This window comes from Lactobacillus sp. WILCCON 0059 (genome assembly GCF_057197985.1).
Genome location: NZ_JBUBHN010000001.1, coordinates 374,735 through 399,343, shown reverse-complemented (window position 1 = coordinate 399,343; position 24,609 = coordinate 374,735). Strand labels below are relative to the sequence as shown.

Annotated in this window: 20 protein-coding genes and 3 tRNA genes; 2 read left to right on the top strand and 21 right to left on the bottom strand. The window is 52.9% G+C overall.

The window, feature by feature from the left end; translation table 11 throughout:
• Positions 1–156: 156 nt before the first annotated feature.
• Positions 157–228 (bottom strand) — tRNA-Gly (locus ACYVUT_RS01915).
• A gap of 188 nt (positions 229–416) precedes the next feature.
• Between ACYVUT_RS01915 and ACYVUT_RS01910 the strand changes: the two genes are divergently transcribed.
• Positions 417–1,787, top strand: a complete 1,371-nt coding sequence (locus ACYVUT_RS01910) for an ISNCY family transposase (protein ID WP_484501413.1) — start codon at positions 417–419, stop codon at positions 1,785–1,787.
• 136 nt (positions 1,788–1,923) lie between these two features.
• On the opposite strand, the gene ACYVUT_RS01905 is transcribed toward ACYVUT_RS01910, so the two are convergent.
• The 17 genes from ACYVUT_RS01905 to pth form a co-directional block, all read right to left on the bottom strand.
• Positions 1,924–1,997: transfer RNA gene (locus tag ACYVUT_RS01905), tRNA-Pro, on the bottom strand.
• A 4-nt stretch (positions 1,998–2,001) separates the two neighbouring features.
• Positions 2,002–2,073 (bottom strand) — tRNA-Gly (locus ACYVUT_RS01900).
• 178 nt (positions 2,074–2,251) lie between these two features.
• Positions 2,252–3,544: an O-acetylhomoserine aminocarboxypropyltransferase/cysteine synthase family protein gene (locus ACYVUT_RS01895; protein WP_484501412.1), complete on the bottom strand. Its 1,293-nt coding sequence runs from the start codon at positions 3,542–3,544 to the stop codon at positions 2,252–2,254.
• Positions 3,541–3,717 (bottom strand): hypothetical protein, encoded by a 177-nt coding sequence (locus ACYVUT_RS01890; protein ID WP_484501411.1) that lies wholly within the window; start codon positions 3,715–3,717, stop codon positions 3,541–3,543. The genes ACYVUT_RS01895 and ACYVUT_RS01890 overlap by 4 nt, the downstream gene beginning before the upstream one ends.
• 502 nt (positions 3,718–4,219) lie before the next feature.
• The gene (locus tag ACYVUT_RS01885) at positions 4,220–4,624 is read right to left on the bottom strand and encodes a hypothetical protein (protein WP_484499796.1); all 405 of its coding nucleotides are present in this window, start codon (positions 4,622–4,624) and stop codon (positions 4,220–4,222) included.
• 151 nt (positions 4,625–4,775) lie between these two features.
• The gene (gene lysS / locus ACYVUT_RS01880; RefSeq protein WP_484499267.1) at positions 4,776–6,299 is read right to left on the bottom strand and encodes a lysine--tRNA ligase; all 1,524 of its coding nucleotides are present in this window, start codon (positions 6,297–6,299) and stop codon (positions 4,776–4,778) included.
• Positions 6,300–6,315: 16 nt separating this feature from the next.
• Positions 6,316–7,344, bottom strand: coding sequence for a tRNA dihydrouridine synthase DusB (gene dusB, locus ACYVUT_RS01875; protein WP_439774771.1), 1,029 nt, complete (start codon positions 7,342–7,344; stop codon positions 6,316–6,318).
• 119 nt (positions 7,345–7,463) lie between these two features.
• Positions 7,464–8,750: a peptidase T gene (gene pepT / locus ACYVUT_RS01870; RefSeq protein ID WP_484501410.1), complete on the bottom strand. Its 1,287-nt coding sequence runs from the start codon at positions 8,748–8,750 to the stop codon at positions 7,464–7,466.
• A gap of 9 nt (positions 8,751–8,759) precedes the next feature.
• Positions 8,760–10,385, bottom strand: coding sequence for a peptide ABC transporter substrate-binding protein (locus ACYVUT_RS01865; protein ID WP_484501409.1), 1,626 nt, complete (start codon positions 10,383–10,385; stop codon positions 8,760–8,762).
• A gap of 478 nt (positions 10,386–10,863) precedes the next feature.
• Positions 10,864–11,745 carry an Hsp33 family molecular chaperone HslO gene (gene hslO, locus ACYVUT_RS01860; protein WP_439775890.1) on the bottom strand — a complete coding sequence of 294 codons (882 nt, stop codon included), beginning with the start codon at positions 11,743–11,745 and terminating at the stop codon, positions 10,864–10,866.
• A gap of 44 nt (positions 11,746–11,789) precedes the next feature.
• A complete protein-coding gene (gene ftsH / locus ACYVUT_RS01855; RefSeq protein WP_484501408.1) occupies positions 11,790–14,015 on the bottom strand; it encodes an ATP-dependent zinc metalloprotease FtsH in 2,226 nt (741 codons plus the stop codon).
• Positions 14,016–14,085: 70 nt separating this feature from the next.
• Positions 14,086–15,381 carry a tRNA lysidine(34) synthetase TilS gene (gene tilS, locus ACYVUT_RS01850; protein ID WP_484501407.1) on the bottom strand — a complete coding sequence of 432 codons (1,296 nt, stop codon included), beginning with the start codon at positions 15,379–15,381 and terminating at the stop codon, positions 14,086–14,088.
• 88 nt (positions 15,382–15,469) lie between these two features.
• Positions 15,470–15,823 carry a S1 RNA-binding domain-containing protein gene (locus ACYVUT_RS01845; RefSeq protein ID WP_484499791.1) on the bottom strand — a complete coding sequence of 118 codons (354 nt, stop codon included), beginning with the start codon at positions 15,821–15,823 and terminating at the stop codon, positions 15,470–15,472.
• A complete protein-coding gene (locus tag ACYVUT_RS01840) occupies positions 15,823–16,203 on the bottom strand; it encodes an FtsB family cell division protein (RefSeq protein ID WP_439775886.1) in 381 nt (126 codons plus the stop codon). The genes ACYVUT_RS01845 and ACYVUT_RS01840 overlap by 1 nt, the downstream gene beginning before the upstream one ends.
• A gap of 66 nt (positions 16,204–16,269) precedes the next feature.
• Positions 16,270–16,512 (bottom strand): RNA-binding S4 domain-containing protein, encoded by a 243-nt coding sequence (locus tag ACYVUT_RS01835; protein WP_002878680.1) that lies wholly within the window; start codon positions 16,510–16,512, stop codon positions 16,270–16,272.
• Between the two features lie 45 nt (positions 16,513–16,557).
• On the bottom strand, positions 16,558–20,034 hold the full coding sequence (mfd, locus tag ACYVUT_RS01830; RefSeq protein ID WP_484499790.1) for a transcription-repair coupling factor: 3,477 nt from the start codon (positions 20,032–20,034) through the stop codon (positions 16,558–16,560).
• Between the two features lie 16 nt (positions 20,035–20,050).
• The gene (gene pth, locus ACYVUT_RS01825) at positions 20,051–20,608 is read right to left on the bottom strand and encodes an aminoacyl-tRNA hydrolase (protein WP_439775884.1); all 558 of its coding nucleotides are present in this window, start codon (positions 20,606–20,608) and stop codon (positions 20,051–20,053) included.
• A 169-nt stretch (positions 20,609–20,777) separates the two neighbouring features.
• Between pth and cbpA the strand changes: the two genes are divergently transcribed.
• Positions 20,778–21,476 (top strand): cyclic di-AMP binding protein CbpA, encoded by a 699-nt coding sequence (gene cbpA, locus ACYVUT_RS01820; RefSeq protein ID WP_439775883.1) that lies wholly within the window; start codon positions 20,778–20,780, stop codon positions 21,474–21,476.
• Positions 21,477–21,529: 53 nt separating this feature from the next.
• Here the strand turns inward: cbpA and alr are convergent, their stop codons facing one another.
• The 3 genes from alr to cshA form a co-directional block, all read right to left on the bottom strand.
• A complete protein-coding gene (gene alr / locus ACYVUT_RS01815; RefSeq protein ID WP_484499789.1) occupies positions 21,530–22,660 on the bottom strand; it encodes an alanine racemase in 1,131 nt (376 codons plus the stop codon).
• Complete coding sequence (gene acpS / locus ACYVUT_RS01810) at positions 22,657–23,070, bottom strand: holo-ACP synthase (RefSeq protein WP_439775881.1); 414 nt, start codon at positions 23,068–23,070, stop codon at positions 22,657–22,659. Before acpS ends, alr begins: the two co-directional genes overlap by 4 nt.
• A gap of 84 nt (positions 23,071–23,154) precedes the next feature.
• Positions 23,155–24,600 (bottom strand): degradosome RNA helicase CshA, encoded by a 1,446-nt coding sequence (cshA, locus tag ACYVUT_RS01805; protein ID WP_484501406.1) that lies wholly within the window; start codon positions 24,598–24,600, stop codon positions 23,155–23,157.
• Positions 24,601–24,609 lie beyond the last annotated feature (9 nt).

Below are 24,609 nucleotides of genomic sequence, written 5' to 3'. Positions count from 1 at the left end.
AGCAAAAAAAATGCGTTGCATCTTTTGACTAAAATCATAGGTGCAACACACTTAATTTCTATTAAGATAGAAGTTGTTTTCTTTTGCAAGCACATTACGCTATATTTTTCGATATAGTTCTATATTACTTGTTACTAATTAGCGAGTCTTTGATGAAGCGGAAGACGGGATTCGAACCCGCGACCCCCACCATGGCAAGGTGATGTTCTACCACTGAACTACTTCCGCGATACATTTATTAGTTTACCAAAAAATTTCTCTTTTGCAAGTCTTTTTTGCCCATAAATGAGAAAAAATGTGTTTAACAAGTGATAATGTCTTAAGTATTAACAGAGAAAAATGTCCCAAAAAGGTAAATGTCTGAGATAATCTCCATATATCGGAGGTTACGGACAATGAAGAAAGTTAGGTTAACTATGAAGTACGAAGAACAATACAGAATCATCAAAGAGCTGGTTGATCATGGCGGAAACAAGAAAAGAGCTGCCCTTATCTTGGGGATCTCTGTCAGACAGCTGAACAGAAGAATCAACCAGTATCGAAGCAAAGGAAAAGCGGCCTTTGTTCATGGGAACGCCGGTCGCTTACCTGTTAATTGTCTCACCACAGAAATTAACAAACAAATTGTAACTCTATATCGCACCAAATATCAAGACTGCAACTTGACTCACTTCGTTGAGCTACTTGAAGAAATCGAGCACATCTCTGTTTCTTACACCAAGGTCTATAACCTGCTTAAGGACAATTACATCCTTTCGCCAAAGCCTTGGAGGCAAACTAAGCGGAAAATGGCCAAAAAGAAGTGGTACCGGGATCACCCAAAGCAGACAACCAAAGTTTCCGAAGAGGTTATCGACCACCAGGTAGCCTTGGAAGACGCACATCCTCGCCATGAGCGCTGTAAGTACTTCGGTGAGGAAATTCAAATGGATGCCTCTTCCCTGCTCTGGTTTGGCGATAAGAAGGCTCACCTGCACCTAGCCATAGACAACGCCACAGGTAACCTGGTCGGCGCCTACTTCGACTGGCAGGAGACTCTGAATGCATACTACCACGTCTATGAGCAGATTCTCGTGGATTACGGTATCCCTCTTAGATTCAAGACCGATAATCGGACTGTTTTCAACTACGAGACGGCTAAGACCAAGGCAGAGCACAAAGATGTACTTACGCAATTTGGTTATGCCTGCAAGACCCTCGGAACAGATATCGTAACCACTAGCGTCTCACAGGCCAAAGGCATGGTAGAACGGGCGAATCAGACCGTACAGAGCCGTTTGAAGCCCGAACTGAGGCTTCACAATATTACTACAATCGAAGATGCCAACAAGTATCTCCGGGAGGTTTTTGTGCCAAAATTCAACGAGAAGTTTGGACAAGATGTAGGCAAATTTGAATCAGCTTTCGACGACAGCCCTGATGGCGAGAAGATCAACTACACGCTGGCAGTACTATCTCCACGCACGTTTGACAGCGGCTCGGCTATCTCCTACAAGAATCACTATTATCAAGCCACAGATGCCTCAAACAAGCTTATTTGCTTTGCCAAAGGCACTAAATGCCTGGTTATCCAAGCGTTAGATGGCCAGTTGTTGGTCACCGTTGACGAGAAAGTGTATGCTTTAACCGAGATTCCGAAGAATGCCAAGGTCTCTCCGGATCTCGACTTTGAGACCAAGAAGAAGAAACCGCGGAAAAAGTATATTCCACCGATGTCCCATCCTTGGAAGCGGGCTTCGTTCATTGAGCAGCAGGAAAAAGCGCACAAGTATCACAGATTCACATAAAAATAGCGGGGAAAATTCCCCGCTAATAATTTAAATTTTACGGGACATTATCCCAAGTTATTGACAGTCTTTTTTGCCCATAAATGAGAAAAAAGCGCCGCTATAAAAAGCAACGCTTTGATCACACATTGGCTAATCGGGAATGCAGGATTTGAACCTGTGACCTCTACGTCCCGAACGTAGCGCTCTACCAAACTGAGCTAATTCCCGAAGAAGCGGAAGACGGGATTCGAACCCGCGACCCCCACCATGGCAAGGTGATGTTCTACCACTGAACTACTTCCGCAACACATCTATTAGGATAATCTAAAAGCCGGGTCTTGGCAAGGGCTTTTTTATAAAAATAGCATTTTTCTCTGCGGCAAGTTCGATTAAACTATATGGAGGCCAGCAAGAAGATGTAGACGCAAAAAACGTTTCCTCTAGCAGGAAACGTTTTTTAACATAAGGAGATTTTTCAAAAATTACAGCTTGGCCAGGGCCTGGTCCAGGTCGGCCAAAAGGTCGTCGATATTTTCCACCCCAACAGAGATTCTGATCAAGTCCGGGGTAATCCCGACGCTGGCCAGTTCTTCGGCATTCAGCTGGGCGTGGGTGGTGGAAGCTGGCTGAATGATCAAGGACTTGGCATCAGCCACGTTGGCCAAAAGGGAGAAGAGCTTCAAGTTGACAATCAGCTGCTTGCCGGCTTCTTCCCCGCCCTTCAGGCCAAAGGTGAAGATTGAGCCAACCCCCTTCGGGAAGTCCCGTTCAGCCAAGGCATGGTCCGGGCTGTCAGCCAAGCCCGGGTAGCGGACCCAGGCAACCTTTGGATGCTTGCTGAGGTATTCAGCCACTCTTTGAGCGTTGTAGACGTGGCGTTCAACCCGCAAGGACAAGCTTTCCAGGCCTTGCAAAAGCAGGAAGGCGTTGAATGGGCTGAGGCTGGCCCCGGTGTCACGCAGAACCGTTGCCCGGATCTTGGTCGTAAATGCTTGTGCCCCCAGCTTGGCCCAAGTCACATCCTTGTAAGACGGGTCAGGGTTAGTGAAGCTTGGGTAGCGGCCGGACTTTTCATAGTCGAACTTGCCGCTTTCCACGACTACCCCGCCCATGGTCGTCCCGTGGCCGCCGAAGAACTTGGTAGCTGAGTGGACAACCACGTCGGCCCCATGTTCAAATGGCCGGTAGAGGTAAGGGGTAGCAAAGGTGTTGTCGATAATGACCAAAACGCCGTGCTTGTGAGCCACTTCTGCTACCGCGTCAATGTCGATCAAGTTGGCGTTAGGGTTGCCGATGGTTTCAGCGTAAACCACCTTGGTATGGTCGTTGATTTCTTTTTCAAAATTGGCCGGATCACTTGGGTCAACGAAGTGGGTCTTGATGCCCAATGGCGGCAAAGTCTGGGCAAAAAGGTCGTAGGTCCCGCCGTAAATAGTGGAAGCAGCCACGATTTCGTCGCCCGCCCCAGCTACGTTCAAGATAGCCGCGGTGATCGCTGCCGCCCCCGTTGCCAGGGCCACGCCACCCGTGCCGCCTTCAAGGGCTGCTACCCGGTTTTCAAAAACCGCCGTGGTCGGGTTGGTCAAACGGGTGTAGATGTTGCCGGCATCGGTCAAGGCAAAACGGCCAGCTGCCTGGTCAGCGTCGTCAAAGACATAGGACGTGGTTTGGTAGATTGGCACTGCCCGGGCGCCAGTTTCGTCAATTGGCTGACCGGCGTGGACCTGCAAAGTTTCAAATGACAAACCTTCGTTGCTGATAGCTTCTTTACTCATGTTTTTTTACCTCGCTTGTGTTGTTGCTGTGTAATATTTTTTAGTTGTTGGAAATGATTAGATTGCTGAAATATTGCTGTTAAAAACACAAGCGGCACATGTAGCTGGCCCCAATCGCCGCTCCCCGCCAGAGGATCAGCCAGCGTTTCGTCTGTTGATATCGTTTCCTGCACATGAACCTTACCTCGTAAAAAAGCCGCCCAACTAACCAGTAGTTCAGGCGGCCTTTACTATCTTCAATACAGTAACGATCTTAGGATGGTGAACCACAGGTATTCGTTTCTACGCTAAAAGGCATGCTGTACATCAGCATGTTCATTGACATGACTTGCATTTGACAATTCTTAGCAGCGAATTCCATGGTGGTTCTCCTTTCTTCATTAATCCTTAATTTGCTTTTAAGTATATCAGCTACCAGCTGAAAGTCAATTCTTTTTTGCTAAAAAGTCTGCAAACAAAAACCAGGAAATCATGGCAGTGATTCCCTGGTTGATCGTCCTATTCACCAAACTAAGCCGCTGAAAGCACTTTCCCAGCAAAACTTAATCTGTATTTAAAGTATACGAGCTTTTCGTCCAAAGTCAAGACCGGGCCAGCAAAACATTGCCCCCCGCCCGGCTGAACCCGTAATAATTGATCTTATCCAAATTCATTCTATTTTTTCTTTCGTGAAAACTAAGCTGCCGGGAAAGACATGAACTGGTGGGGCAACATGGTCAAAGCGGCAAAGACCAGGTTCAAGACCAAAGCCAGAGTCAAGGCCCAAGTCTCTTCTTTTTTCAGCAGATAGTTGATCGCCAATAAAGACAGAGCAGCTCCAGCCGCCAGTCCCTCTCCCTGCCAAAAGAGGAGCAGGGCTGACGCCAGCAAGCAGCTATTTAAAATAGCTAATACCCGCTTCCCCGGCCGCCAGAGGAAGTAGGCGCTAAGCCCCTCTAAAAGGCAGAGGACGGCAAAAATCCCCGCCTTGACTGGCTGGCTGGCCAAATAAGCCGCTAAGCCGCTGCTGGCAGCCAAAAAGGCCCCGGCCAAGGCGGAGATGGTGGTTAAAATCGACAATAAGTATCTGTAGATTGGCAAAAATTCACCTTTTCTAAAAGCAACTCTCAAGTTAATTGCCTTTATTCTAGCAAAAATTCCTTAACATTTATATCTTGAAAACGATTCGTTTTATTTTTTCAATAAAAAACTCCCCAGGCCAAGCCCGGAGAGTTAAATTTATTGATCTGGACTACTTGTCCAGCTTAATGTTCTTTTCGTCGTCGACGATCTTTTCCGGCCGCATGGTTGGGAAGAGCAGGACGTCGCGGATTGAAGCCGCGTTGGTCAAAAGCATGACCAGACGGTCGATCCCGATGCCCAGACCACCCGTAGGCGGCATACCATATTCCATGGCCCGCAGGTAGTCTTCGTCGATGATGTCGGCTTCGTCGTTGCCGGCGTCACGTTCAGCCATTTGGGCTTCGAACCGTTCCCGCTGGTCAAGCGGGTCGTTCAGTTCTGAGAAGGCGTTGCCGTATTCATTGCCCATGATGAAGATTTCGAAACGGTCAGTGAAGCGTGGGTCATCCGCGTTCTTCTTGGCCAGCGGTGAAACTTCAACCGGGTGACCGTAAACGAAGGTTGGGTCAACGATTGACTTTTCACCAAATTCTTCGAAGAAGGCGTTGATGATGTGACCAACTTGCCAGTAAGGTTCAACTTCAACATGGTGTTCAGCGGCAACCTTCCGGGCTTCTTCCAGAGTCATTGGCTGCCAGAAGTCAACGCCAGTTAATTCCTTGATCAGGTCAACCATGTGCACCCGACGGAATGGCTTGCCCAAGTCCAAGTCAGTGCCTTGGTAGTTGATCTTGCCATCTTCTGAAACAACCTTGGCAGCTGCCCGGATGATGCCTTCAGCTTCATCCATGACATCGTGGAAGTCGTAGTAAGCAGCGTAAGTTTCCAGTTCAGTAAATTCAGGGTTGTGCTTCAGGTCCATCCCTTCATTTCTGAAGACCCGGCCGATTTCGTAAACCCGTTCCATGTCACCGACGATCAAACGCTTCAGTGGCAATTCCAAAGCGATCCGCATGTAAAGGTTGATGTCCAGGGCGTTGTGGTGGGTAATGAACGGACGAGCTTCAGCCCCGCCTGGGATGTTGTGCAGAACCGGAGTTTCAACTTCCAGGAAGTCCTGCCCGTTCAAGTAGTCACGGATAGCCTGGATGATCTTGGTCCGGTTAACGAAACGCTGGTAGCTTTCGTGATTGGTGATCAAGTCCAGGTAACGCTGGCGGTAAATGGATTCAACGTCCTTAAGGCCGTGGTACTTGTCAGGAAGTGGCCGCAGAGCCTTGGACAGGAAGGTCACGTGCTGGGCCCGGACAGACAGTTCGCCTGAATCAGTCTTGAAGACTTCGCCTTCAACGCCCAGGAAGTCGCCGAGGTCGGCCTTCTTGAAGATCTGGTAGTTTTCTTCACCGACCATGTCCTTGCGGACGTAGATCTGGATCTTGCCGCTACGGTCATAGAGGTCCGCAAAGCCGACCTTGCCCTTGCCCCGCTTGGCCAGCATCCGGCCGGCGATCTTGGTCTTAGGCATATCTGCGTTCAGTTCGTCCTTGTCAAGGCCCAAGTACTTTTCGTCCAGGTCGCGGGCCAGGGCTTCCCGGTCATATTTGCGGCCGAAGGGTTCAATCCCCATCTCCTTAAGTTCTTCAAGCTTTTGCCGACGAACAAGCAATTGGTCGTTAATTTCGTTCTTTGCCAACGTGTTTTTCCTCCATTTACATAGATTGGGTATCAGCAGCGCGGTCACGCTTCTGCCGCGCGCGTTTTTCGTAAGTTTCGACGAATTCGTCAAGCAGGTCATAAACCTCCTGACGCGTCCAGACTTCATTTATTTTAGCACGAGTCCGGGCTGAACGGGGAATTCCCTTCAAATAATATGCTGCCTGCTGGCGAAATTCCGGCACGGCCCGTTTTTCCCCATGCAGCTGAACCAGGCCGTCGAGCTGATGCTTGGCGGTCTCCACCTTTTCCCGGACGGTCTGCTTTGGCAGTTCTTCGCCCGTTGCCAGGTAGTGGGTCATTTCCTTTAAGATCCAAGGATTGCCCAGAGCGGCCCGACCAACCATGACGGCCGTGCAGCCGATCTCGTCCAGGGCCTTCTTGGCCAGCTGCGGAGTCGTAATGTCCCCGTTGGCCACGAAAGGAATGTCCATGACCTGGGCTACTTCATGCAGGGTTTCCCAGTCAGCTTCGCCTTGATACATCTGCTTTCTGGTCCGGCCGTGCATGGCCAGCATGGAAGCACCGGCTTCCTGGGCAGCCAGGGCGTTTTCGACGGCAAAAATGTGCTTGCGATCCCAGCCGATCCGCATCTTGACGGAAACGGGCTTTTCCACGTTCTGGACAACCTTGTGGACCATCTGGTAGATCTTGTTTGAGTCCAAAAGCCACTTGGAACCCGCGTCAGTCTTGGTCACCTTTGGTACCGGGCAGCCCATGTTGATGTCGATGATGTCGGCATCGGTGTGCTGGTCGATGTACTGGGCCGCCTGCAAAAGGCTGTCTTCCGTCCCCCCGAAGATCTGGATGCTCATCGGGTGCTCGCCCGGGTCGACGTCCAGCATGCTCAAGGTTTTCTTGTTGCCGTAAATGATCCCATGGTCGGAAATCATTTCGCAGACAACCATGCCGGCGCCGAATTCCTTGCAGACTTTTCTAAAAGCCATGTTGGAAACGCCGGCCATCGGCGCTACCATTACCCGGTTGGGAATTTCGATTTCGCGTATCTTCCAAGTAGTGTCCATTGCCACCTTTTTCCTTTCAATAACTACAACTTTATATCATAACAAGATTATGCCCAAAGAACAAACCAAAAGCCCGCGAAAAGAGCATCCCCCGTTAAAAGAGGATGCTCTTCTTATCTTTACCAGTATTTTTCCAGGGGTCGGTCGTCTTGCCCCTCTTTACTCTGGCGGGCATGCTCAGCCGCGATCGTCACTAAGACTTCGGCCAGTTTGTCCATCTGCTCAACCGTCACGTATTCGTAGCGGCCATGGTAGTTGCCGCCGCCATTGAAGAGGTTGGGCGTCGGGATTCCCTTTTTGGTGATGAAATTCCCGTCGGTTCCCCCTCTGAAGGTCTGCACATTTGGCGTAAGGCCCGCTTTTTCATAGCTGTCTAAGGCCAGGTTGACCACATAAGGCCGGTCCTTAACCCCGTTGTAGATGTTCTCGTACTGCCGGCGCAGGTCTAGCTTGAAGCGGTCTGACCCGTATTTTTCCCCTAAGGAAGCGACGAGCTTTTTGACCAGGTCTTCTTTCGCCAAAAATTCATCCCAGTCAAAGTCGCGGATAATCAAGCCGACGTGAGCTGAATCGACGCTGCTCTGGGCATCCGTGACCATGATGAAGCCCTCGTGGCCCCGGGACTTTTCCGGCACCTGGTCTTTGGGCAAAGCCGCCAGAAATTCCGTCATGATCGTCGTGGCGTTGACCATCAGCCCGTAGGCTTCACCCGGGTGGACCACGGTCCCCTTGATCGTCAAATCGGCGGCTGAGGCGTTGAAGGTCTCGTATTCAAAGTCGCCTGGCCGGCCATTGTCCAAAGTATAGGCAAATTCCACTCCTGGAAAATCAGCCGGGTCAAAGCGCTGGCCGCCCAAACCGATTTCTTCATCCGGGCCAAAAGCCACATAGATATCGCCATGTTCAACTTCCGGGTGCTCATGGAGGTACTTGAGTGCCGCCAGCAGGCCAGCCACCCCAGCCTTATCGTCAGTTCCCAGAATGGTTTTCCCGTCGCTGGTGATCAAGGTCTGCCCCTTTAAATTCAGCAGGTCCGGAAATTCTTCCGGGTCCAGGAAAATCCCGTTTGCCTCATCCAAGACCAGCTTTTGCCCCTGGTAGTCCCGGTGGACTTGAGGGCGGATAGGGAAGCGGTCATCGTATTCAACCGTGTCGACATGGGCGAAAAAGCCAATTGGGGCAACGCCCTCTGTATTAGCCGCCAGGCGGCCGATCGCAAAGGCAGTTTTTTCATTGTAATAAGACTCCAGGCCATAGTCTTTGACCTGGTCAGCCAGTTCCTTCATCATCTTGACCTGATTAGGCGTGGTCGGGACCTGGTCTTTATTGGCGTATTTGGACTGGGTGTCTTCTTTAGCATAGTGGATGAAGTTTTTTTCTAAAAAATCAAGATCGGAAAAAGCCATGCCTGCCTCCTATTTCTTGATGTAAACAAGCTTGAAGTCGTAAGGGATGCCCAGCGGGTTGTAGGACACGTTCTTGACGTAGCTTTGCACCAGCTGCGGGTGAGCCGTCTGGATCAGCGGGATAGTCCCTTGTTCATTCATCAACAGCTTTTCAGCTGCCACCAGCCGCTTCCAGCGCTGAACCGGCTTGTTGCCGTAGACGTTTTCGGCTTCATTGAGCAACTGGTCGTACTTGCTGCTGGCAAAACCGCTGGTGTTGTAGCTGGAGTCCTTTTCAAAGACGTCCAGGAAGTTGATCGGGTCACCTAAGATAGCCTGCCAGTTCTTGATGGTCAATTGGTAGTTGCCGGCGCTTTGCCGGGCGATTAAGGTCGTGTACGGCAGTGTCGTCACGGTGATCTTCACGCCTGGCAGTTCGCCCAGCTTGCTTTGCAGGAATTCGCCCACCTGCTTGGCAGAGTCAGTGTCGCTGACCGTCAAGTTGAGGTTAAGGGACTTGATCCCCAGTTCCTTGTAGCCCTTGGCCAGGTACTTCTTGGCTTCCTTCAAGTTGTAGCTGACTGCTTCCTTGACATAGGCTTCCTTGTAAAAAGCTTCCCCGGTCGTTGGGTTGTTCCCCATGCCGGATGGGACGAAGCCCTTTGCCGCAACTGACCCGTCGCTCAAGACCTTAGCCAGGCTGCCCCGGTCAATGGCCAAGGACAGGGCCCGGCGGATGTTGAAGTTATTAAAAGCCTTGACCTTCTTGCGGTTTAATTCCAGACGCTGGATAGCGGAAGCCGGCCGGTCGTAGAAGGTGGACTTGCCCTTGTTGGCCTTGACTTGTTCACCAGTCAGGTAAGTTTCGTCCAGCTTGCCAGCCTGGTAGAGGTTGTAGGCAGTTGAAGAAGTTTCGCTGATGGTTTCGTTGACCTTGTCCAGCTTCACGTTCTTCTTGTCCCAGTAGTTTTGGTTCTTAACCAGGGTAAACTGTTTGTTAGACCCGGTCCACTTGGTCAGCTTGAAAGGACCGGAAGAAATGGTGTACTTGGCCGCCGTCCCGTACTTGCTGCCGGCTTTTTCAATAAACTGCTGGTTTTCCGGGAAGAAAAGCGGGAAGGCCAGCAAAAGCTTAAAGTAAGAGACAGGCCGGACCAGCTTGATCTGCAGCTTGGTTTTGCTCAAGGCCTTGACGCCCAGGCTGGTCACAGACTTCTTGCCGGCATTGATGGCTTCGGCATTTACGATTTGGTAGAGGTAAAAAGCCATGGAAGACTTGGTCTTCGGGTTCAAGGTTCTTCTGAAAGAGTAGACAAAGTCATTGGCCGTGATCGCCTGGCCATTGGACCACTTGGCGTTTCTGAGGACAAAAGTATAGGTCTTGCCCCCATCAGTAACCTTGGCACTCTTGGCCAGGGCCAGCTGGGGCTTTTGTTTTTTGTCCAGGCGGTAGAGCCCTTCCTGGGTGTTCAAAAGAGCCTGGAAGGAAGTGGAGTCAGTCGTCAGTGACGGGTCCTGGGTTGAGATCTGGGCACTTTCGGTCCAGTTGAGGACTTGCTTGGTTTGGGACTGGGAGCTCTTTTGCTGGCCGCAGGCGGCTAAAACGAGGGCTGAGGCGGTCAAAAGACCGGCAGCGGTAATTTTCTTCAAGGTCATGATTTCCTCCGTTTTTACTAAAAACAACAACTATTAACATCACAGCTTAAAAAGAAAAACGCCCCTGAGATCAACTCTCAGGGACGCTATTAGCGTGTTACCACCCATCGTTCAAAGCAAAAAATGCTTCCTCAGCAGATGCTCTGCCAGAAAAAAAGACGCCTCTTGGCCCAGAGGCCAAGGGACGTCTTCGCGCGTTACCACCCTTTATTCAGCCCCGCCTCACGGCCAGGGCCCTTAAAGTCTTCCAGTCAGAAGATCTGAACGCGCTAACGGGCGTTAAGCGGGTCCGGCTTATCAGCGACTCGCCGGGACCATGCCAACACAAGACCATCTTCGCCAGCTTCCGCCCCCTGTTTCTCAGCACCAACAGTTCTCTGTAGAGGCTTCCCCTGACTACTCATCTTCTTAAGCTTTGCTTAATTTAACTATAATTAGAGCATAAAGTAATTCTTACTTTTCGTCAAGGGACAAAAACTTATTTTTGCAGCTTTTTGTCCAAAATGGCTTGCAGTTCTGCTTCAGTGAAATTGTACTTGTCCCCGCAGAAGTTGCAGACCAGTTCAGCCCCATGGTCTTCTTCGATCATTTCCTTGAGCTGGCTGCCCTTCAAGGTTTCCAGCATGCCGGCATACTTTTCCTTGGAGCAGTCGCAGTGGTAGGAGACCTCGTCTTTTTCCAAGATCTTGCAGTCATCGCCCAGGATCTTCTTGGACAAGTCTTCTGGCGTCATCCCGTCCAAAAAGGCGGATGAAAGCTGCGGCAAGGCCTTGATCCGGTCTTCCGTTTCCTTCAGCAGTTCTTCGCTGGCCCCTGGCAGTGCCTGGAGCAAAAAGCCGCCCGCGGCCCCAATAGTGTCGTTCGGGTTGACGAAAACTGACAGGCCGACAGCTGACGGGATCTGTTCTGACTTAGCCAGGTAGTAGGTCAAGTCTTCAGCAATTTCCCCAGATACGATCGGCACTTCGCCAGTGTAAGGCTGCTTCAAGCCCAGGTCCTTGGTTACCTGCAGCCAGCCCTTGCCGACAGCCTTCTTAACGTCGATATGGCCGTCTTCTCTGGCCGGCAAGGCCACGTGGTTGTTTTGGACATAGCCCTTAACAGTCAAATCTGACTTGGCCGTAACCACGGTTGCCCCAACCGGGCCATCGCCCAACAGGCGCAAAGTCAGTTCCTGGTCACCTTTTAATTCTGCCCCAGCCAAAAGCAGCGTACCCAAGAGGCTCCGGCCCAAAACAGCTGAGGAAGCTGACCAGGTGTCGTGCCGCTTTTGCGCTTCAGCGACCAGGTCCTTGCCGTTAATGGTCAAAAGACGCAGGTCCTTGCTGGCATTGATTGCTTTGATTAAGTAGTCGTTCATGATTTTCCTCCATAAAAATAGAGCCGTTGCCGGCTCTATTTCTTCTATTCATCCTTGTCTGAATCGTCTGTTTGTTCAGTCTTCTGACTAGGAGCGTCATTCTTGTCCTTTTCAGGATGCTTTGACAGGTCGCTTTCGCTTGGCGTCGGCAGAGCATCAGCAGAGTCTTCTTGACTTGCTGAATCATCTGGCTCAGCGAGCTTGGCGGCGTCGGTTTCCGGCTTGACCGCGTCTTCGCTCGGCGTTGCCAGAGCTTGCTTTTCAGCAATGTCTTCTTCCGCCTTTTCCTCAGCCTTTTCTTCTGCCCGCTTCTGAGCAGCTTCCTTGGCTTCTTCATAGCTCAAGGCCTTGGCTTCAGATGGGAATTCTTCGCTGGACTTTTCAGGCATCTTCCCAGTCTTGTAGAGTGAGTAGATCTGCTTTTCATCCAGAGTTTCGTACTTCAGCAGGGCTTCAGCGATGATCCGGTGCTTTTCCCGGTTGTTTTCAACGATTTCAACCGCCTTGGCGTGGGCTTCGTCCAGGATCTTCTTGACTGCTTCGTCGATCTTGGCCGCGGTTGCTTCACTGTAAGGCTTGAAGCCGTAAGGAGTGCCCTCGCCTTCCTTTTCCAGTTCAACCATGCCCAGTTCATCGGTCATCCCGTAGTTGACCACCATGCTGTGGGCGATTGCCGTAGCTTGTTCAAAGTCATTTGAGGCCCCAGTTGACTGGTCGCCAACCACGACTTCTTCACCGGCCCGGCCACCCATCAAACCAACGATTTGCTCAAAGAGCTGCTTCTTGGTCAAGATGAACTGGTCGTCCTTAGGCAGCATGATGTTGTAACCGCCTGCCCGGCCACGAGGCACGATGGTAACCTTGCGGACCGTACGGGAATCGCTCAAGACCAGACCACAGATTGAGTGACCGGCTTCGTGGAAGGCCACGCGTTCGCGTTCCTTCTTGGAAATCATCCGGTCCTTCTTGGCAGGACCAGCAATTACCCGGTCTTCAGCTTCATCGATATCGGCCGCGGTAATCTTGGTCCCGTTGCGGCGGGCGGCTACCAGGGCAGCTTCGTTAAGGACGTTCTCCAGGTCAGCCCCGACAAAGCCAGGAGTCTGGCGGGCGACTTCCTTCAAGTCGACATCGTCAGCCAACGGCTTGTTCTTGGCGTGAACGCGCAGGATGGCTTCACGGCCCTTGACGTCCGGACGACCAACCAGGACCTTCCGGTCAAAACGGCCCGGCCGGGTCAAAGCCGGGTCGAGGACGTCAGACCGGTTGGTAGCGGCCATGACGATAACGCCTTCGTCGCCTTCAAAACCGTCCATTTCAACCAGCAGCTGGTTCAAGGTCTGTTCACGTTCATCGTTGCCGCCGCCTTGGCCATTGCCACGCTGGCGGCCGATGGCATCGATTTCGTCGATGAAGATGATGCTTGGCGCGTTCTTCTTGGCGTTGGTGAACAGGTCACGGACACGGCTGGCCCCGACCCCGACGAACATTTCAACGAAGTCTGAACCAGAGATGGAGAAGAATGGCACGCCCGCTTCACCGGCAACGGCCTTGGCCAGCAAGGTCTTACCAGTACCCGGAGGCCCCTCAAGCAGGACACCGGACGGGATTCTTGCCCCCAGCTTGGTGTATCTTGCCGGATTCTTCAAGAATTCAACAACTTCCACCAGTTCCTGCTTTTCTTCTTCTTCACCGGCCACGTCGTCAAAGCGGACCTTGTTCTTCTTAGGGTCCTGCGGCTTGACGTTGGAGCGGCCGAAGTTCATGATGCCGCCGCCTTGGCCGCGGCTGCCGCCTTGGTTCATCATCATGACCATCAAGACAATGAAGAGGACGGTTGGCACCAGCATGATGATCGTTGAGATCCAGTTGCTGGACTGTGATTCACCCTGGGTGCTCATCTTGACGTTCTCAGACTGGGCCAGGTCCTGGACCTTCTTGACGCTGGAGTCGTTTTCCAGCATCGTGGTTGAGAAGCCAGTCACCTTGGAGGAGCTGCTGCCGCCAAAAATATCTGAGCTTGAGGATGACTTAGTTTGACTTGACTTGTAGCTACCGGTTACGGAGTAAACCCCGTTGGACGGCTGCACGTTAAAGTCCTTGATTTCGCCATTGCGCAGCTTCTTCACGAATTCCGTGTAGCTGATGGTTTCAGTTGCTCCAGAATTGCTGCTGCCGCCAAGGGCCCAATTGATTCCCCAGAGGAGAAGCAAAAATACGACTATGTAGAATAGACCATTGCTAAATAGTCGATTCCGATTATTTTTCATAAATGACCTCCGTCAGATCGAAGAATTACTCCCCAAATTTTAACATAAAAGCCGGCAACTATCGAAACTTTTACCTGTCTTTCTTGCATGTTTTCACTTGCTGCAAATACAGCGGCCTTTTTTCTTCTTTGACTGGCTGCTGGTAGCAGCCCTCAACATAAACTGCTTCTTGTCCAGCAAAGAGGCTAAGGCAGTTGCCCCGCAAGGCCAGCGGAATCCCCGCCGCCGCGAAAAGTTTCTTGCTCTTGGCATGGCGGCCGTCTTTTAAAAGCAGGCGCTGGCCAGCCGGTAGACTGCCGGCAAATAATTTCCCGGGAAATGATATTTCCGCCAAGGGACTTTCTGCCTTTTTTTCCTCGCTTAATAAGTAGCAGCGGCCTCTGAAAAAGAAAGGCTGGCCGACCTCAACTTGCCTTAGGGGACTGGGAGCTGGCTGCTCGGCCGGGTAAAGCCAGTAATGCCCTTGGTAAAAGCAGAGGTGAAGCCCCCCTTTTTCCTGGCCTTGCCCTTTCGCCAGTAAAACCCGGTCCAGCTGGACTCTTTTATTGTACTTTTTTTGGATAAAATTCTCCAGGTAGAACTTGAAGAGCTCGGTTTCCGCCTGCCCGGCTGCCTGGGGGATCCGCCAGCCGCCAAAGAGAAATTCCGGCTCAGGCAATTTGCCGGCTGCCTGGGCAAAACAGTCTTCTTCCGCCGTCATTTCCCGGCTGAAGCGCCAGGCATTTTCCAAAAGATCCGGGCTCTCCTTTTTCAAAAGCGGGACTACTTCTTGGCGCAGGCGGTTGCGGACCGTAATGCCCTCAAAGTTGGTCCCGTCTTCGACATATTCCAGTCCTCTTTCCTTGACATAAGCCAACAGATCAGCCTTGCTGGCAGCCAGAAGCGGCCGGGCCAGCTTGACCTTCCCCCGCTGGCTGACGGGTTTGAGGCTGTTCATTTCCCGGGGAATACCTGACCGGACCAGCTTGAGCAGGATATTTTCCAGCAAGTCATCGCCGTGGTGGGCTGTCAGCAGGTAGTCAGCCTTAACCTGCCGGGCCACTTCAAACAAGAAGTCGTAGCGGTAGTCCCGGGCTGCTGCTTCCAGGCCGTTTTCTGGATGAAGGGACTTGGGCCAGACGCTTTCATACAGAGGGAGCCGGTACTTATGACAGTAAGCCCTTAACACCTGGCTTTCTTTTTGGCTGTCTGGCCTGATCTGGTGGTCAAGATGGGCCGCGTAGAGCTTAAAATTTCCCGGCAAGCGCCGCATCAAATCAAGCAGCGCCATTGAGTCCGGACCGCCGCTGGCCGCGACCAGGAAATTTCCTTCCAAAGGCAGGCCTTCTTCGGCGAAAAAGGCTGCCAGTCTTTTTTCAATGTCCATGAGCCATCACTCCCTCTTCTTGGCAAAAAGGAAAGATTCCAGATTAAAAACTACAGATACAAGCAAAAAACGGCCCCTAGGGCCGTTCTTATTTCAAGGCAGCTTCCAGCTGCTTTATTTCTGCTCGCGCCTCTTGGTCAACCTGGTTGAGGACCCGGTCAAAATCTCGGGCCTGCAACTGGCTGAACTGGTTGGCCGGATCGATCAGTTCCGGATCGTTGACCCGGCGGATGGACAAGTCCAGCCGGCCCTTGCGCAGGTTCTGGACCACCACTCTGACCTGGTCGCCCACCTGCCAGCGCTGACGCTCTCTTGGCCAGTCGCTGCCAAAGTCATTGCGGTGAACCAAGCCGCTCTTATGCTTGGGCAGGGTCACGAAGATGCCCAGATCTGTCACATTGTTGATTACACCGTCAAGGCGCTGGCCAACTTTGTAGTTCATCAGTTATCGCCCTTTTCCTTGATGTTGTAGACCCGCTCGCCATCTTTAGTGTACTTGTATTTGTAGCGGATCACCTTGGCCACGTAGTCGCTGTCTTTCATGTCGTCGCGCTCGTTGGTCAGCTTTTCCTTGTTCTTCTTGATCTTGGTCAAAGTTGCCTGGTTCTGGCTGACCTGCTTCTGGATCTTGGCCGTCCGGGCCTTGGTCATGGCCAGCTGGAAGCCCAGCACTGCAAAGACCAGCAGGATCAAAGCCACGATCCGGTTGCGCCGGACCCGGTGCACTTCTCTGAACTTGATTTGCCGCTTCTTCAGGCGGCGGACATCCTGGTCCGGCCGCAGCGGCGTTACGTTTTGCTGATTTCCTCTGTTGTTCCCCATCACTGTCTACCCTTATCCTAAAATCATATAATAGATTTAGTATATCAGCTTTGGTGGAAAAAGTCATTAGTCGACTAATTCGTACAAGTCCCCGGCTTCCGCCTTTTTGGTCGTTTCCCGCAAGTCCAGGACCCGGGCCTTGATCACCCTGGTCCCGTAAGCTACGGCGATCACGTCGCCGACAACCACGTTGTAGCTGGACTTGACAGTCTTGCCGTTCACGCTTACCCGGCCCTGGTCAGCCATTTCCTTTGCCACCGTTCTCCGCTTGACCAGGCGGGAAATTTTCAAAAATTTGTCGATTCTCATATTTGTCTCCTGTCTGTTAATACTTAGCTTTTTACTCTTAAAAAATTACCGCTGGATGATCTCTGCCGCGTCCTTGGCAAAAGTGCCCAGTTCCGCGAACATGGCCCGCCGGGTCAGCTTGTCTGGCAAAAGCAGGGTAACCACCAGGCGCTTTTGGGCCCCAAGAGCGATCCGGGCCTTCCAGGACACGTGTTCCAGGGCCTTGAAGATGTTTGGCCCTTCCATTTCCCGGCTGCCGGAATCGCTGAAAATGACCCGGATCTGGTCCTTTTCCTTGACCAGGGTCAAAATCTGAGCCAAGTCGCAGCTGGCCTTCAAGCTGGCCACATTGAGCAGGTTCTCAACAGCTGCCGGATAGTCGCCAAAGCGGTCCAGGAGCTCGTCTTCGATGTCTTCCCGGTCCTGCAGGCTGCCGATGCCCTTGATCTTCTTGTAAAATTCGATCTTCTGCTCTTGATCGGCGATGTAGTCTTCTGGAATATATGCTTCCAGACCCAGGTCGATCTCGGCATTGCTCTTTTTGACCGGCTTCTTTCCCTGCCGCTCCTTGATGGCGTCAGCCAGCATCTGGGAGTAGAGGTCGTAGCCGACGCTGTCGATGAAGCCGTGCTGCTGGGCCCCCAGCATGTTGCCGGCCCCGCGGATGGACAAGTCCCGCATGGCGATCTTGAAGCCCGCCCCCAGCTCGGTAAAGTCCCGGATGGCGTCCAGTCGCTTTTCCCCCACTTCCGTCAGAACCTTGTTTGGCTGATAGAGGAAGTAGGCGTAAGCCAGGCGGGCTGACCGGCCGATCCGGCCCCGCAATTGGTAGAGCTGGCTTAGGCCGTAGTGGTCGGCATCTTCAATGATCATGGTGTTGACGTTAGGCATGTCAATCCCGGTTTCAATGATGGTCGTGGTGACCAAAATGTCGAATTCCCGGTCCAAAAAGCGGGTCAAAATATCTTCCAATTGGTTTTCGCTCATCTGCCCGTGGGCATAGGCAATCCGGGCCTGGGGCATAAGCTGCTCCAAGCGGGCCACTGTTTCCTCGATGTCGCCAACCCGGTTGTGCAGGTAAAAGACCTGCCCGCCCCGCTGCATTTCCCTTTGGCAGGCCTCCTTGACCGTACCCGGCAACTGCTCCAGGACGTAAGTCTGGATCGGATACCGGTTCTGGGGCGGCGTTTCCATGACTGACAGGTCTCTGATCCCGATCATGGACATGTGCAAAGTCCGCGGAATCGGAGTGGCTGTCAGAGTCAAAACGTCGATATTGGTCTTCAGCTGCTTGAGCTTTTCCTTGTGGGCTACCCCAAAGCGCTGTTCTTCATCGATGATGAGCAGACCCAGGTCCTTGAACTGGACGTCCTTGGACAAAATCCGGTGGGTGCCGACTACCAAGTCAATGCTGCCGTCTTTCAAGCCAGCCACGATCTTCTTGCTTTCGGCCTGGCCTTGGAAACGGGAGAGGCTGGCAATTTCCACCGGAAAGACCTTAAAGCGGTCTTTAATGGTCTGGTAGTGCTGCTGGGCCAGGATGGTCGTCGGCACCAGGAAGGCGACCTGCTTGCCGTCGCAGATGGCTTTAAAAGCAGCCCGCATGGCCACTTCTGTTTTCCCGAAGCCGACATCCCCGACCAAAAGCCGGTCCATCGGCTTGGCCTTTTCCATATCAGCCTTGATTTCCGCAGTGGCCCGCAATTGGTCAGGGGTTGGCTCGTAAGGAAAGGCAGCTTCAAAGGCAGCCTGGTCTGATCCATCCGGGGAAAAGGCAAAGCCCTTTTCCGCTTCTCTTTTTGAGTACAGGTCGATCAAGTCGTCAGCGATGTCCTCGACTCTGGCGGCAACCCGCTTCTTGGTCTTGGCCCACTCGCTGCCGCCCAGCTTGTTGACGTGGGGCTGCTTGCCTTCTGAAGCCACGTACTTTTGCACCAAGCTGAGCTGGTCAGCTGGAACAAAGAGCTGGTCACCTTTTTGGTAAGTGATGGTGATGTAGTCCCGCTTTTTCCCATCGGTCTCCAGGGTCTGGATGCCTTCAAAGCGGCCGATACCATGGTTGACGTGGACCACATAGTCGCCAGGCTTGAGTTCTGTATAGCTGCGCAGACGCTGGGCGTTTTCCAAGGTCTTGATCCGCTTCTTCGGCCGCTTGCTTTGGTTAAAAAGCTCCTTTTCAGTTAGATAGACCAGGTCGCTGTCGGGCAGGACAAAGCCGCTGGCATAGCCACTGATAACCAGCTGGGCCCGGCCTTCTTTTAAGCCGTCTGCTTCCGCCAAAGGCAGGTAGATGTCATAGTCATGGCAGCTCCGGCTGAATTCCTCAGCCTGCCGGCGGCTGGACAATTGCAAGACCACGGTCTGACCCTTTTTGGCATAAGAGTCCAGCTCCGTTTTCAAAAGCTCCATCTGGCTGAAAAACTGCTGCGCTTCCCGGCTGTCCCAGGCCAAATGCTGGCCAAAACGCAGCCGGCCCATGGAGTGGGCCATCAAGCTGACATAGAGACGGTGGTGGCCATCTGCCTTTAGCACCGCCTCAAAGTCAAGGCGCAGCTTCTGCCGGCTGGTCATCATCTTGCTGGCGATCTGGCTGGCCAGGTAGTCATCGTTGATAGCGCCCATATTCTTGACGCTTTCAGCAATCAGCTGCCAGTCGTTGAACAAAAGCAGGCCTTTAGCCGGCAGGTAGTCCAGCAGACTGAAAGATTTAGGCAAAAGGTAGTCCAGGTAGCGGTCATAGTCATCCGGCAATTGCCCGTCAGCTAAGGCCTCCTGGGCCATTTCCAGGCTGGCAGCCGCTTCTTTTGGCAGGTCGCTTGCCAAATCCCGGCCCGCCCGGTCCAAGTCTTCGGCCGTAAAGACGTGGTCACTGGCTGCCGGCACGGTTACTTCCGGCAATTCCTCCAGGCTGCGCTGGCTGGTCAAGTCAAAGGTCTTGATCGTGTCGATTTCGTCGCCGAAAAATTCCAGGCGCAGGGGGCTTTCCCGGTCCAAAGGATAAAGGTCGACGATGTCCCCCCGCATGGCAAACTCGCCCGGCTTAACGACCAGGTTTTCCCGGTGGTAGCCAGCCTGGTTCAGCCACTGGGCCAGGTCGGGCAAGGCAATTTCATCCCCAACGGCAAAATGCTTCTGCCCCTTTTTAAACAGGGCCGGGTCGCTTAAAGGATACTGCAGGCCCTGCGGGGTCGCGATCACGACGCCAGGCCGGCCGCTTAAGAGCAGGTTCAAGCACTGAACCCGGCTGCTTAACTCATCCGGTGAACTGACCGCCGTCTGCGTGGCCAGGTTACCGTCCAGGGCAAAAAGCTCCAGGTCATCATCGGCCAAAAGCCGGCTCAAATCGTTATAGCGCTCCTGGGCCTTGTATTCATTCTCTTCGATCAAGAGCAGGGGCTGGCCCACCTGGGCTAAGTACGCCTGGATGAGGACAGCAAAAGCGCCCCGTTCGACTCCTGTGAGCAGGGAGTTCTTGATCCGGGACGTTTTCGCGATAAAAGCAGTCACTGCTTGATCTTTTTTCAAAAAATCAATTACTTGCATGTTCGTGTGCTTGTCTTTAGTTGTAACGGTTCATTAAGTATTGGGCGTCTTTGCCGGCGATAAAGTCGTCAATGATCTGGTCGACCTTGGCAAAACTGGCCTCTAGTTCTTTTTGCTGGTCGGGGTTAAAGGGGGTCAGGACCCAGGAAACCACGCTCTGCTTGTCTGGGTGGCGGATCCCGATCTTAAGGCGGTTAAACTTCTCAGTCCCCAGGCAGGCAATAATGCTCTTGATCCCATTGTGGCCGCCCGACTTGCCGCCGGCACGAATCCGCAGCTTGGCGATTGGCATGTCCATGTCGTCGTGAATGACCAGAATATCGCTAGGATCAATCTTGAAGAACTTGGCAGCCGCGCCTACGGCCCTGCCGGATTCATTCATATAAGTCTGCGGTTCCATGAAGATCACGTCCTCGCCTGCCACTTTCTCCTTGGCGTAGAGGGCCGTGAACTTGTCGCGGTCCAGGCGCAGGCCCTTTTCTTCTAAGTAGTGGTCCAGGGCCATGAAGCCGGTATTGTGCTTGGTTTTTTCATATTTAAGGCCGGGATTGCCCAAAGCAACGATTAATTTCATCAAAAGTCTCCTCACTTGCTGTATCTTAATAATTTTAGCACAACTGGCAAAGATCTTACGCTTTCCCGCCTTTTAACCTGTCTTTAATTTCTATTTTCTGCATGCTATAATGTGAAAGTATGAGACAAGAAAACATTTACATGTAAAGCTACATAACGGAGGTTCTCCTATGTTAATCAAATCACTGGTCATCAAGAAAGACTACCTGACGACTGTCAACGAACACGCCACCCTGGAAGAAGCCTTGAAGGTACTGGAAAGCTCCGGCTACCGCTGCGTGCCAATCCTGGATGACAGCGGCAAGATCTTCCGCGGCAACATCTACAAGATGCACATTTACCGCCACAAGTCCCAAGGCGGGGACATGAGCCTGCCGGTAACCTACCTCTTGAAGAACGCCACCAAGACCATCAAGATCAACGCGCCATTCTTCCAAGTCTTCTTTACCATCAAGGACTTGCCTTACATTGCCGTTTTGGACACTGACAACACCTTCTACGGCATCTTGACTCACGCCCGCCTCTTGGACATGCTGTCTTCAGCCTGGAACGTCAAGACCGGGGCCTACGTCCTGACTGTCTTGTCAACCAACGACAGCGGCAACTTGACCAAGATGACCAAGATCATCTCCAAGTACGTCAACCTGGCCGGGGCCATGACTCTGGACGCGCCAGCCAGCGAATTTGATGGCAAGTACGTCCGCCGGACCCTCTTCACCCTGCCGCAAGGGACCACGGAAACTGAACTGAAGGCCATCTGCAAGAAGCTCAAGGCCAAGGGATTCCCTGTCGTTGCCGTTGAAGACCTGGCTGCCGGCATGAACATCATGAGCGAAGAAAAGCCAGGCGTCTTCTTGAACGAAGAATAAGCAAAAACATATTAAAAACCTCCGAAGCAAAATTCGGAGGTTTTTTCTTGCTTTTATTCGTTGTCGTAAATCCGGTCCAGACGGTCGTTGAACTGGCAGGCCACTTCATAGTGAATGGTGTCCAGCCAGTCAGCTGCCCGGCGCAGGCTGTTTGGCGCTGCCGGATCAGCTGAGATCAATTCAACTGGCGTGCCAGCCGGCACTTCCTTTGGCAAGAGAACCATGAACTGGTCCATGCAGACCCGGCCGACGATCGGGCAGTAAGTGTCCCCGACCTTGACCTTGAAGCCCTGGAACTTGCGGATCCAGCCGTCAGCGTAGCCAACCGGCACGGTCCCGATCCATTCGTCTTCTTCAGCGATGTGGGTTGACCCGTAGCCGACCCCGTAGCCCTTGTGGATCTGCTTGACATAGGTCAGTTCGCTGGCAAATGACATGGCCGGCTTGAGGGCAAAGGCCGGCTCTAAGTCCTGGCTGCCTGGGGCTGAAGACGGGTTGAGCCCGTAGAGGCCAATCCCAAAACGGACGATGTCGCTGTCCACGTCCTTGTCAAAGAGGCTGGCAGCCGTGTTATCCACATGAATCCACTTCGGCTTGACCGTCAGCAGGCTTTCCATGTGCTTGAAGCGCTTGACCTGGTAGTCAAAGTAGCTGGAATCAGCGGAGTCAGCTGAAGCAAAGTGAGTGAACATCCCTTCCACGAAGAAGGCGTCATTGCCTTGCAGATATTCGTTGACCGCCTTGAAGTCCTCGTCTTCACTAAAGCCGATCCGGCCCATCCCTGAGTCGATGGCCAGGTGGATCTTCAGCTGAAGACCTTCCTTGCGAAGAACTTTTTCCGCCTCCTTGAGCCAGTCCAGGCTGGAGACTGGCAAAGAAATGTCGTTGGCCGCGGCCAGGGCGGCTTCTTCAGCCGGCTGCAGGCCCAAGACCAGAATTGGCTTGACGACTTGCGCCCGGCGCAGTTCCAGCCCTTCATCCAGCATGGCCACGCAGAAGCCGTCTGCTCCGGCTTCTTCCATCACCGGCGCCAGGCGCGCTGCCCCATGCCCGTAGGCATTGGCCTTAACCACGCAAAAGAGCTTCTGGCCCGGCTTCAAGTGAGCCTTGGCCTGGCGGGTGTTTTCCTTGATAGCAGCCACGTTGATGTGCAAGGCTGCTGGTCGATTAACTGCTGTGATCATTTTTTCCTCCCAGATAACAGGTGCGATAGTTTGCCGATCGCGCGGCGCCAGCCGGCCGGCTCTTCAAGCACGACCACGGCGACGATCTCGTGATCATCATGCGCGATGCTGGAAAAAATCCGCCCCGTAAAAATCCGCGACGTCGTTACAGGCGCTCCTGACTCGGTCCTCAAAGTTTCCACGTCTTCAAAGGAAACTGCCTGGCCAATCCCGGTTCCCCAGGCCTTGGAGAAGGCTTCCTTGACGGCGAAGCGGCCGCCCAAGTACTCAATCTTCCGCTTATGGGTCAATTCCTGGTACTGGGCAAATTCCCGGTCGGTCAGAACCTTTCTGGCAAAACCGTCCCCCCGGTCAACGACCTTGGCGATCCGGTCCACCTCAATCTGATCCACACCGATATTTTTGATCATCTTTCCACCTCACGCTGTTTAAATAATAGCACAGATAGAAAAAGGCCGGGTCAAAAGCCCGGTCTTTTTTACTTTTTTAAAAAATCAGCCTTTCCGGCCGTGGATCTTGAAACCAGGCTTGCGCTTCTTCTTGTCAAAATTACGCTTGCCCTTGAAGTTCTTATTTCCGCCCCGGATGTGGCCATTCCGGCCCCTGCCGCCTGAGTGCTTGCCCAGGTATGGAAGAGGCTTTTCAGGAGTGATGGTAACCTTAACCTCGCTGTCGTTGGACAGTTCCTTCAGCAAAGCAGCAGCGATATCTTCAGCTGAGTAGTTTTCCAGCAGCTTTTCCGCCGCGTCGTCGTACTTGCTCAAATCCCCGCTCAAAAGGTCGTCTACCTTCAAGACCGCCTGCTTCATCTGCCCGGCAAAGGCCTGGGCGTCTGTCGGCGGACGCAGAGGAGACATCTTCTTCTTGGTCAAATCCTCGATGGTCCGCATGTAGCCAATCTCGTTCGGCGTCACGAAGGTCACGCTCATCCCGCTCTTGCCGGCCCGGCCGGTCCGGCCGATTCTGTGGACGTAGGAGTCCGGGTCTTGCGGAATGTCGTAGTTGTAAACGTGGGTAACCCCGGAAATATCCAGGCCCCGGGCAGCCACGTCAGTAGCTACCAGAATGTCCAGCTGCCCTTCCTTGAAGCGCTTGAGCACCTGCATCCGGCGGGCCTGGGTCAGGTCGCCGTGGATGCCGGCCGCGTTGTAGCCCCGGGCAACCAGGCCCCGGGTCAGTTCGTCAACCCGGCGCTTGGTCCGGCCAAAGACCACGGCCAGGTCCGGATTTTCCACGTCGATCAGCCGGCACATGGTGTCGAACTTTTCGTTTTCGCGGACGCGGACGAAGTACTGGTCGATCAAATCAGCTGTCAGTTCCTTGGCCTTGATCTTCACGACCTGCGGATCATGCATGAACTTTTCGCCCAAAGCCTGGATCGGCTTTGGCATGGTCGCGCTGAACAAGAGGGTCTGGTCCCGGTTTTCAGCATAGGTCAAAATGCTTTCGATGTCCTGGATAAAGCCCATGTCCAGCATTTCATCAGCTTCGTCCAAAACAACCGTCTTGACGCCGTCCAGCTTGATGGTCTTGCGCTTTAAGTGGTCCAAAAGCCGTCCCGGTGTCCCGACCAGGATTTCCGGCACCTTCTTCAAGGCCCGGATCTGCCGGCCAATATCAGCCCCGCCGTAAACGACCTGGACCTTGGCCTTTTCATCCCTGCCCAGGCGGAAAAGTTCTTCCTGGGTCTGGATGGCCAGTTCTCTGGTCGGTTCAATTACGATGGCCTGGATAGCGTGGTCCTGCTTGTCCAGCTTTTGCAGGATTGGCAGACCAAAGGCAGCCGTCTTCCCCGTCCCGGTTTGGGCCTGACCGATCACGTCCTGGCCAGCCAGAGCCAAAGGAATGGTCTGGGCCTGGATCGGGGTGGCTTCTTCAAAGCCTGACCGCTTGATTGCCTTTAAGATATTGTCGTTCAATCCTAGTTCAGTAAATTTCAAATTGTTCTC

Bases quoted from the DNA above. Each gene is read 5' to 3' on its own strand.
- ACYVUT_RS01840 (WP_439775886.1), bottom strand. From the start codon at position 16,203: ATGGGGAACAACAGAGGAAATCAGCAAAACGTAACGCCGCTGCGGCCG.
- tilS (WP_484501407.1), bottom strand. From the start codon at position 15,381: ATGGACATTGAAAAAAGACTGGCAGCCTTTTTCGCCGAAGAAGGCCTG.
- ftsH (WP_484501408.1), bottom strand. From the start codon at position 14,015: ATGAAAAATAATCGGAATCGACTATTTAGCAATGGTCTATTCTACATA.
- acpS (WP_439775881.1), bottom strand. From the start codon at position 23,070: ATGATCAAAAATATCGGTGTGGATCAGATTGAGGTGGACCGGATCGCC.
- ACYVUT_RS01910 (WP_484501413.1), top strand. From the start codon at position 417: ATGAAGTACGAAGAACAATACAGAATCATCAAAGAGCTGGTTGATCAT.
- dusB (WP_439774771.1), bottom strand. From the start codon at position 7,344: ATGGACACTACTTGGAAGATACGCGAAATCGAAATTCCCAACCGGGTA.
- hslO (WP_439775890.1), bottom strand. From the start codon at position 11,745: ATGAACGACTACTTAATCAAAGCAATCAATGCCAGCAAGGACCTGCGT.
- cbpA (WP_439775883.1), top strand. From the start codon at position 20,778: ATGTTAATCAAATCACTGGTCATCAAGAAAGACTACCTGACGACTGTC.
- ACYVUT_RS01845 (WP_484499791.1), bottom strand. From the start codon at position 15,823: ATGAACTACAAAGTTGGCCAGCGCCTTGACGGTGTAATCAACAATGTG.
- pepT (WP_484501410.1), bottom strand. From the start codon at position 8,750: ATGGCTTTTTCCGATCTTGATTTTTTAGAAAAAAACTTCATCCACTAT.
- ACYVUT_RS01895 (WP_484501412.1), bottom strand. From the start codon at position 3,544: ATGAGTAAAGAAGCTATCAGCAACGAAGGTTTGTCATTTGAAACTTTG.
- alr (WP_484499789.1), bottom strand. From the start codon at position 22,660: ATGATCACAGCAGTTAATCGACCAGCAGCCTTGCACATCAACGTGGCT.
- pth (WP_439775884.1), bottom strand. From the start codon at position 20,608: ATGAAATTAATCGTTGCTTTGGGCAATCCCGGCCTTAAATATGAAAAA.
- ACYVUT_RS01835 (WP_002878680.1), bottom strand. From the start codon at position 16,512: ATGAGAATCGACAAATTTTTGAAAATTTCCCGCCTGGTCAAGCGGAGA.
- mfd (WP_484499790.1), bottom strand. From the start codon at position 20,034: ATGCAAGTAATTGATTTTTTGAAAAAAGATCAAGCAGTGACTGCTTTT.
- ACYVUT_RS01865 (WP_484501409.1), bottom strand. From the start codon at position 10,385: ATGACCTTGAAGAAAATTACCGCTGCCGGTCTTTTGACCGCCTCAGCC.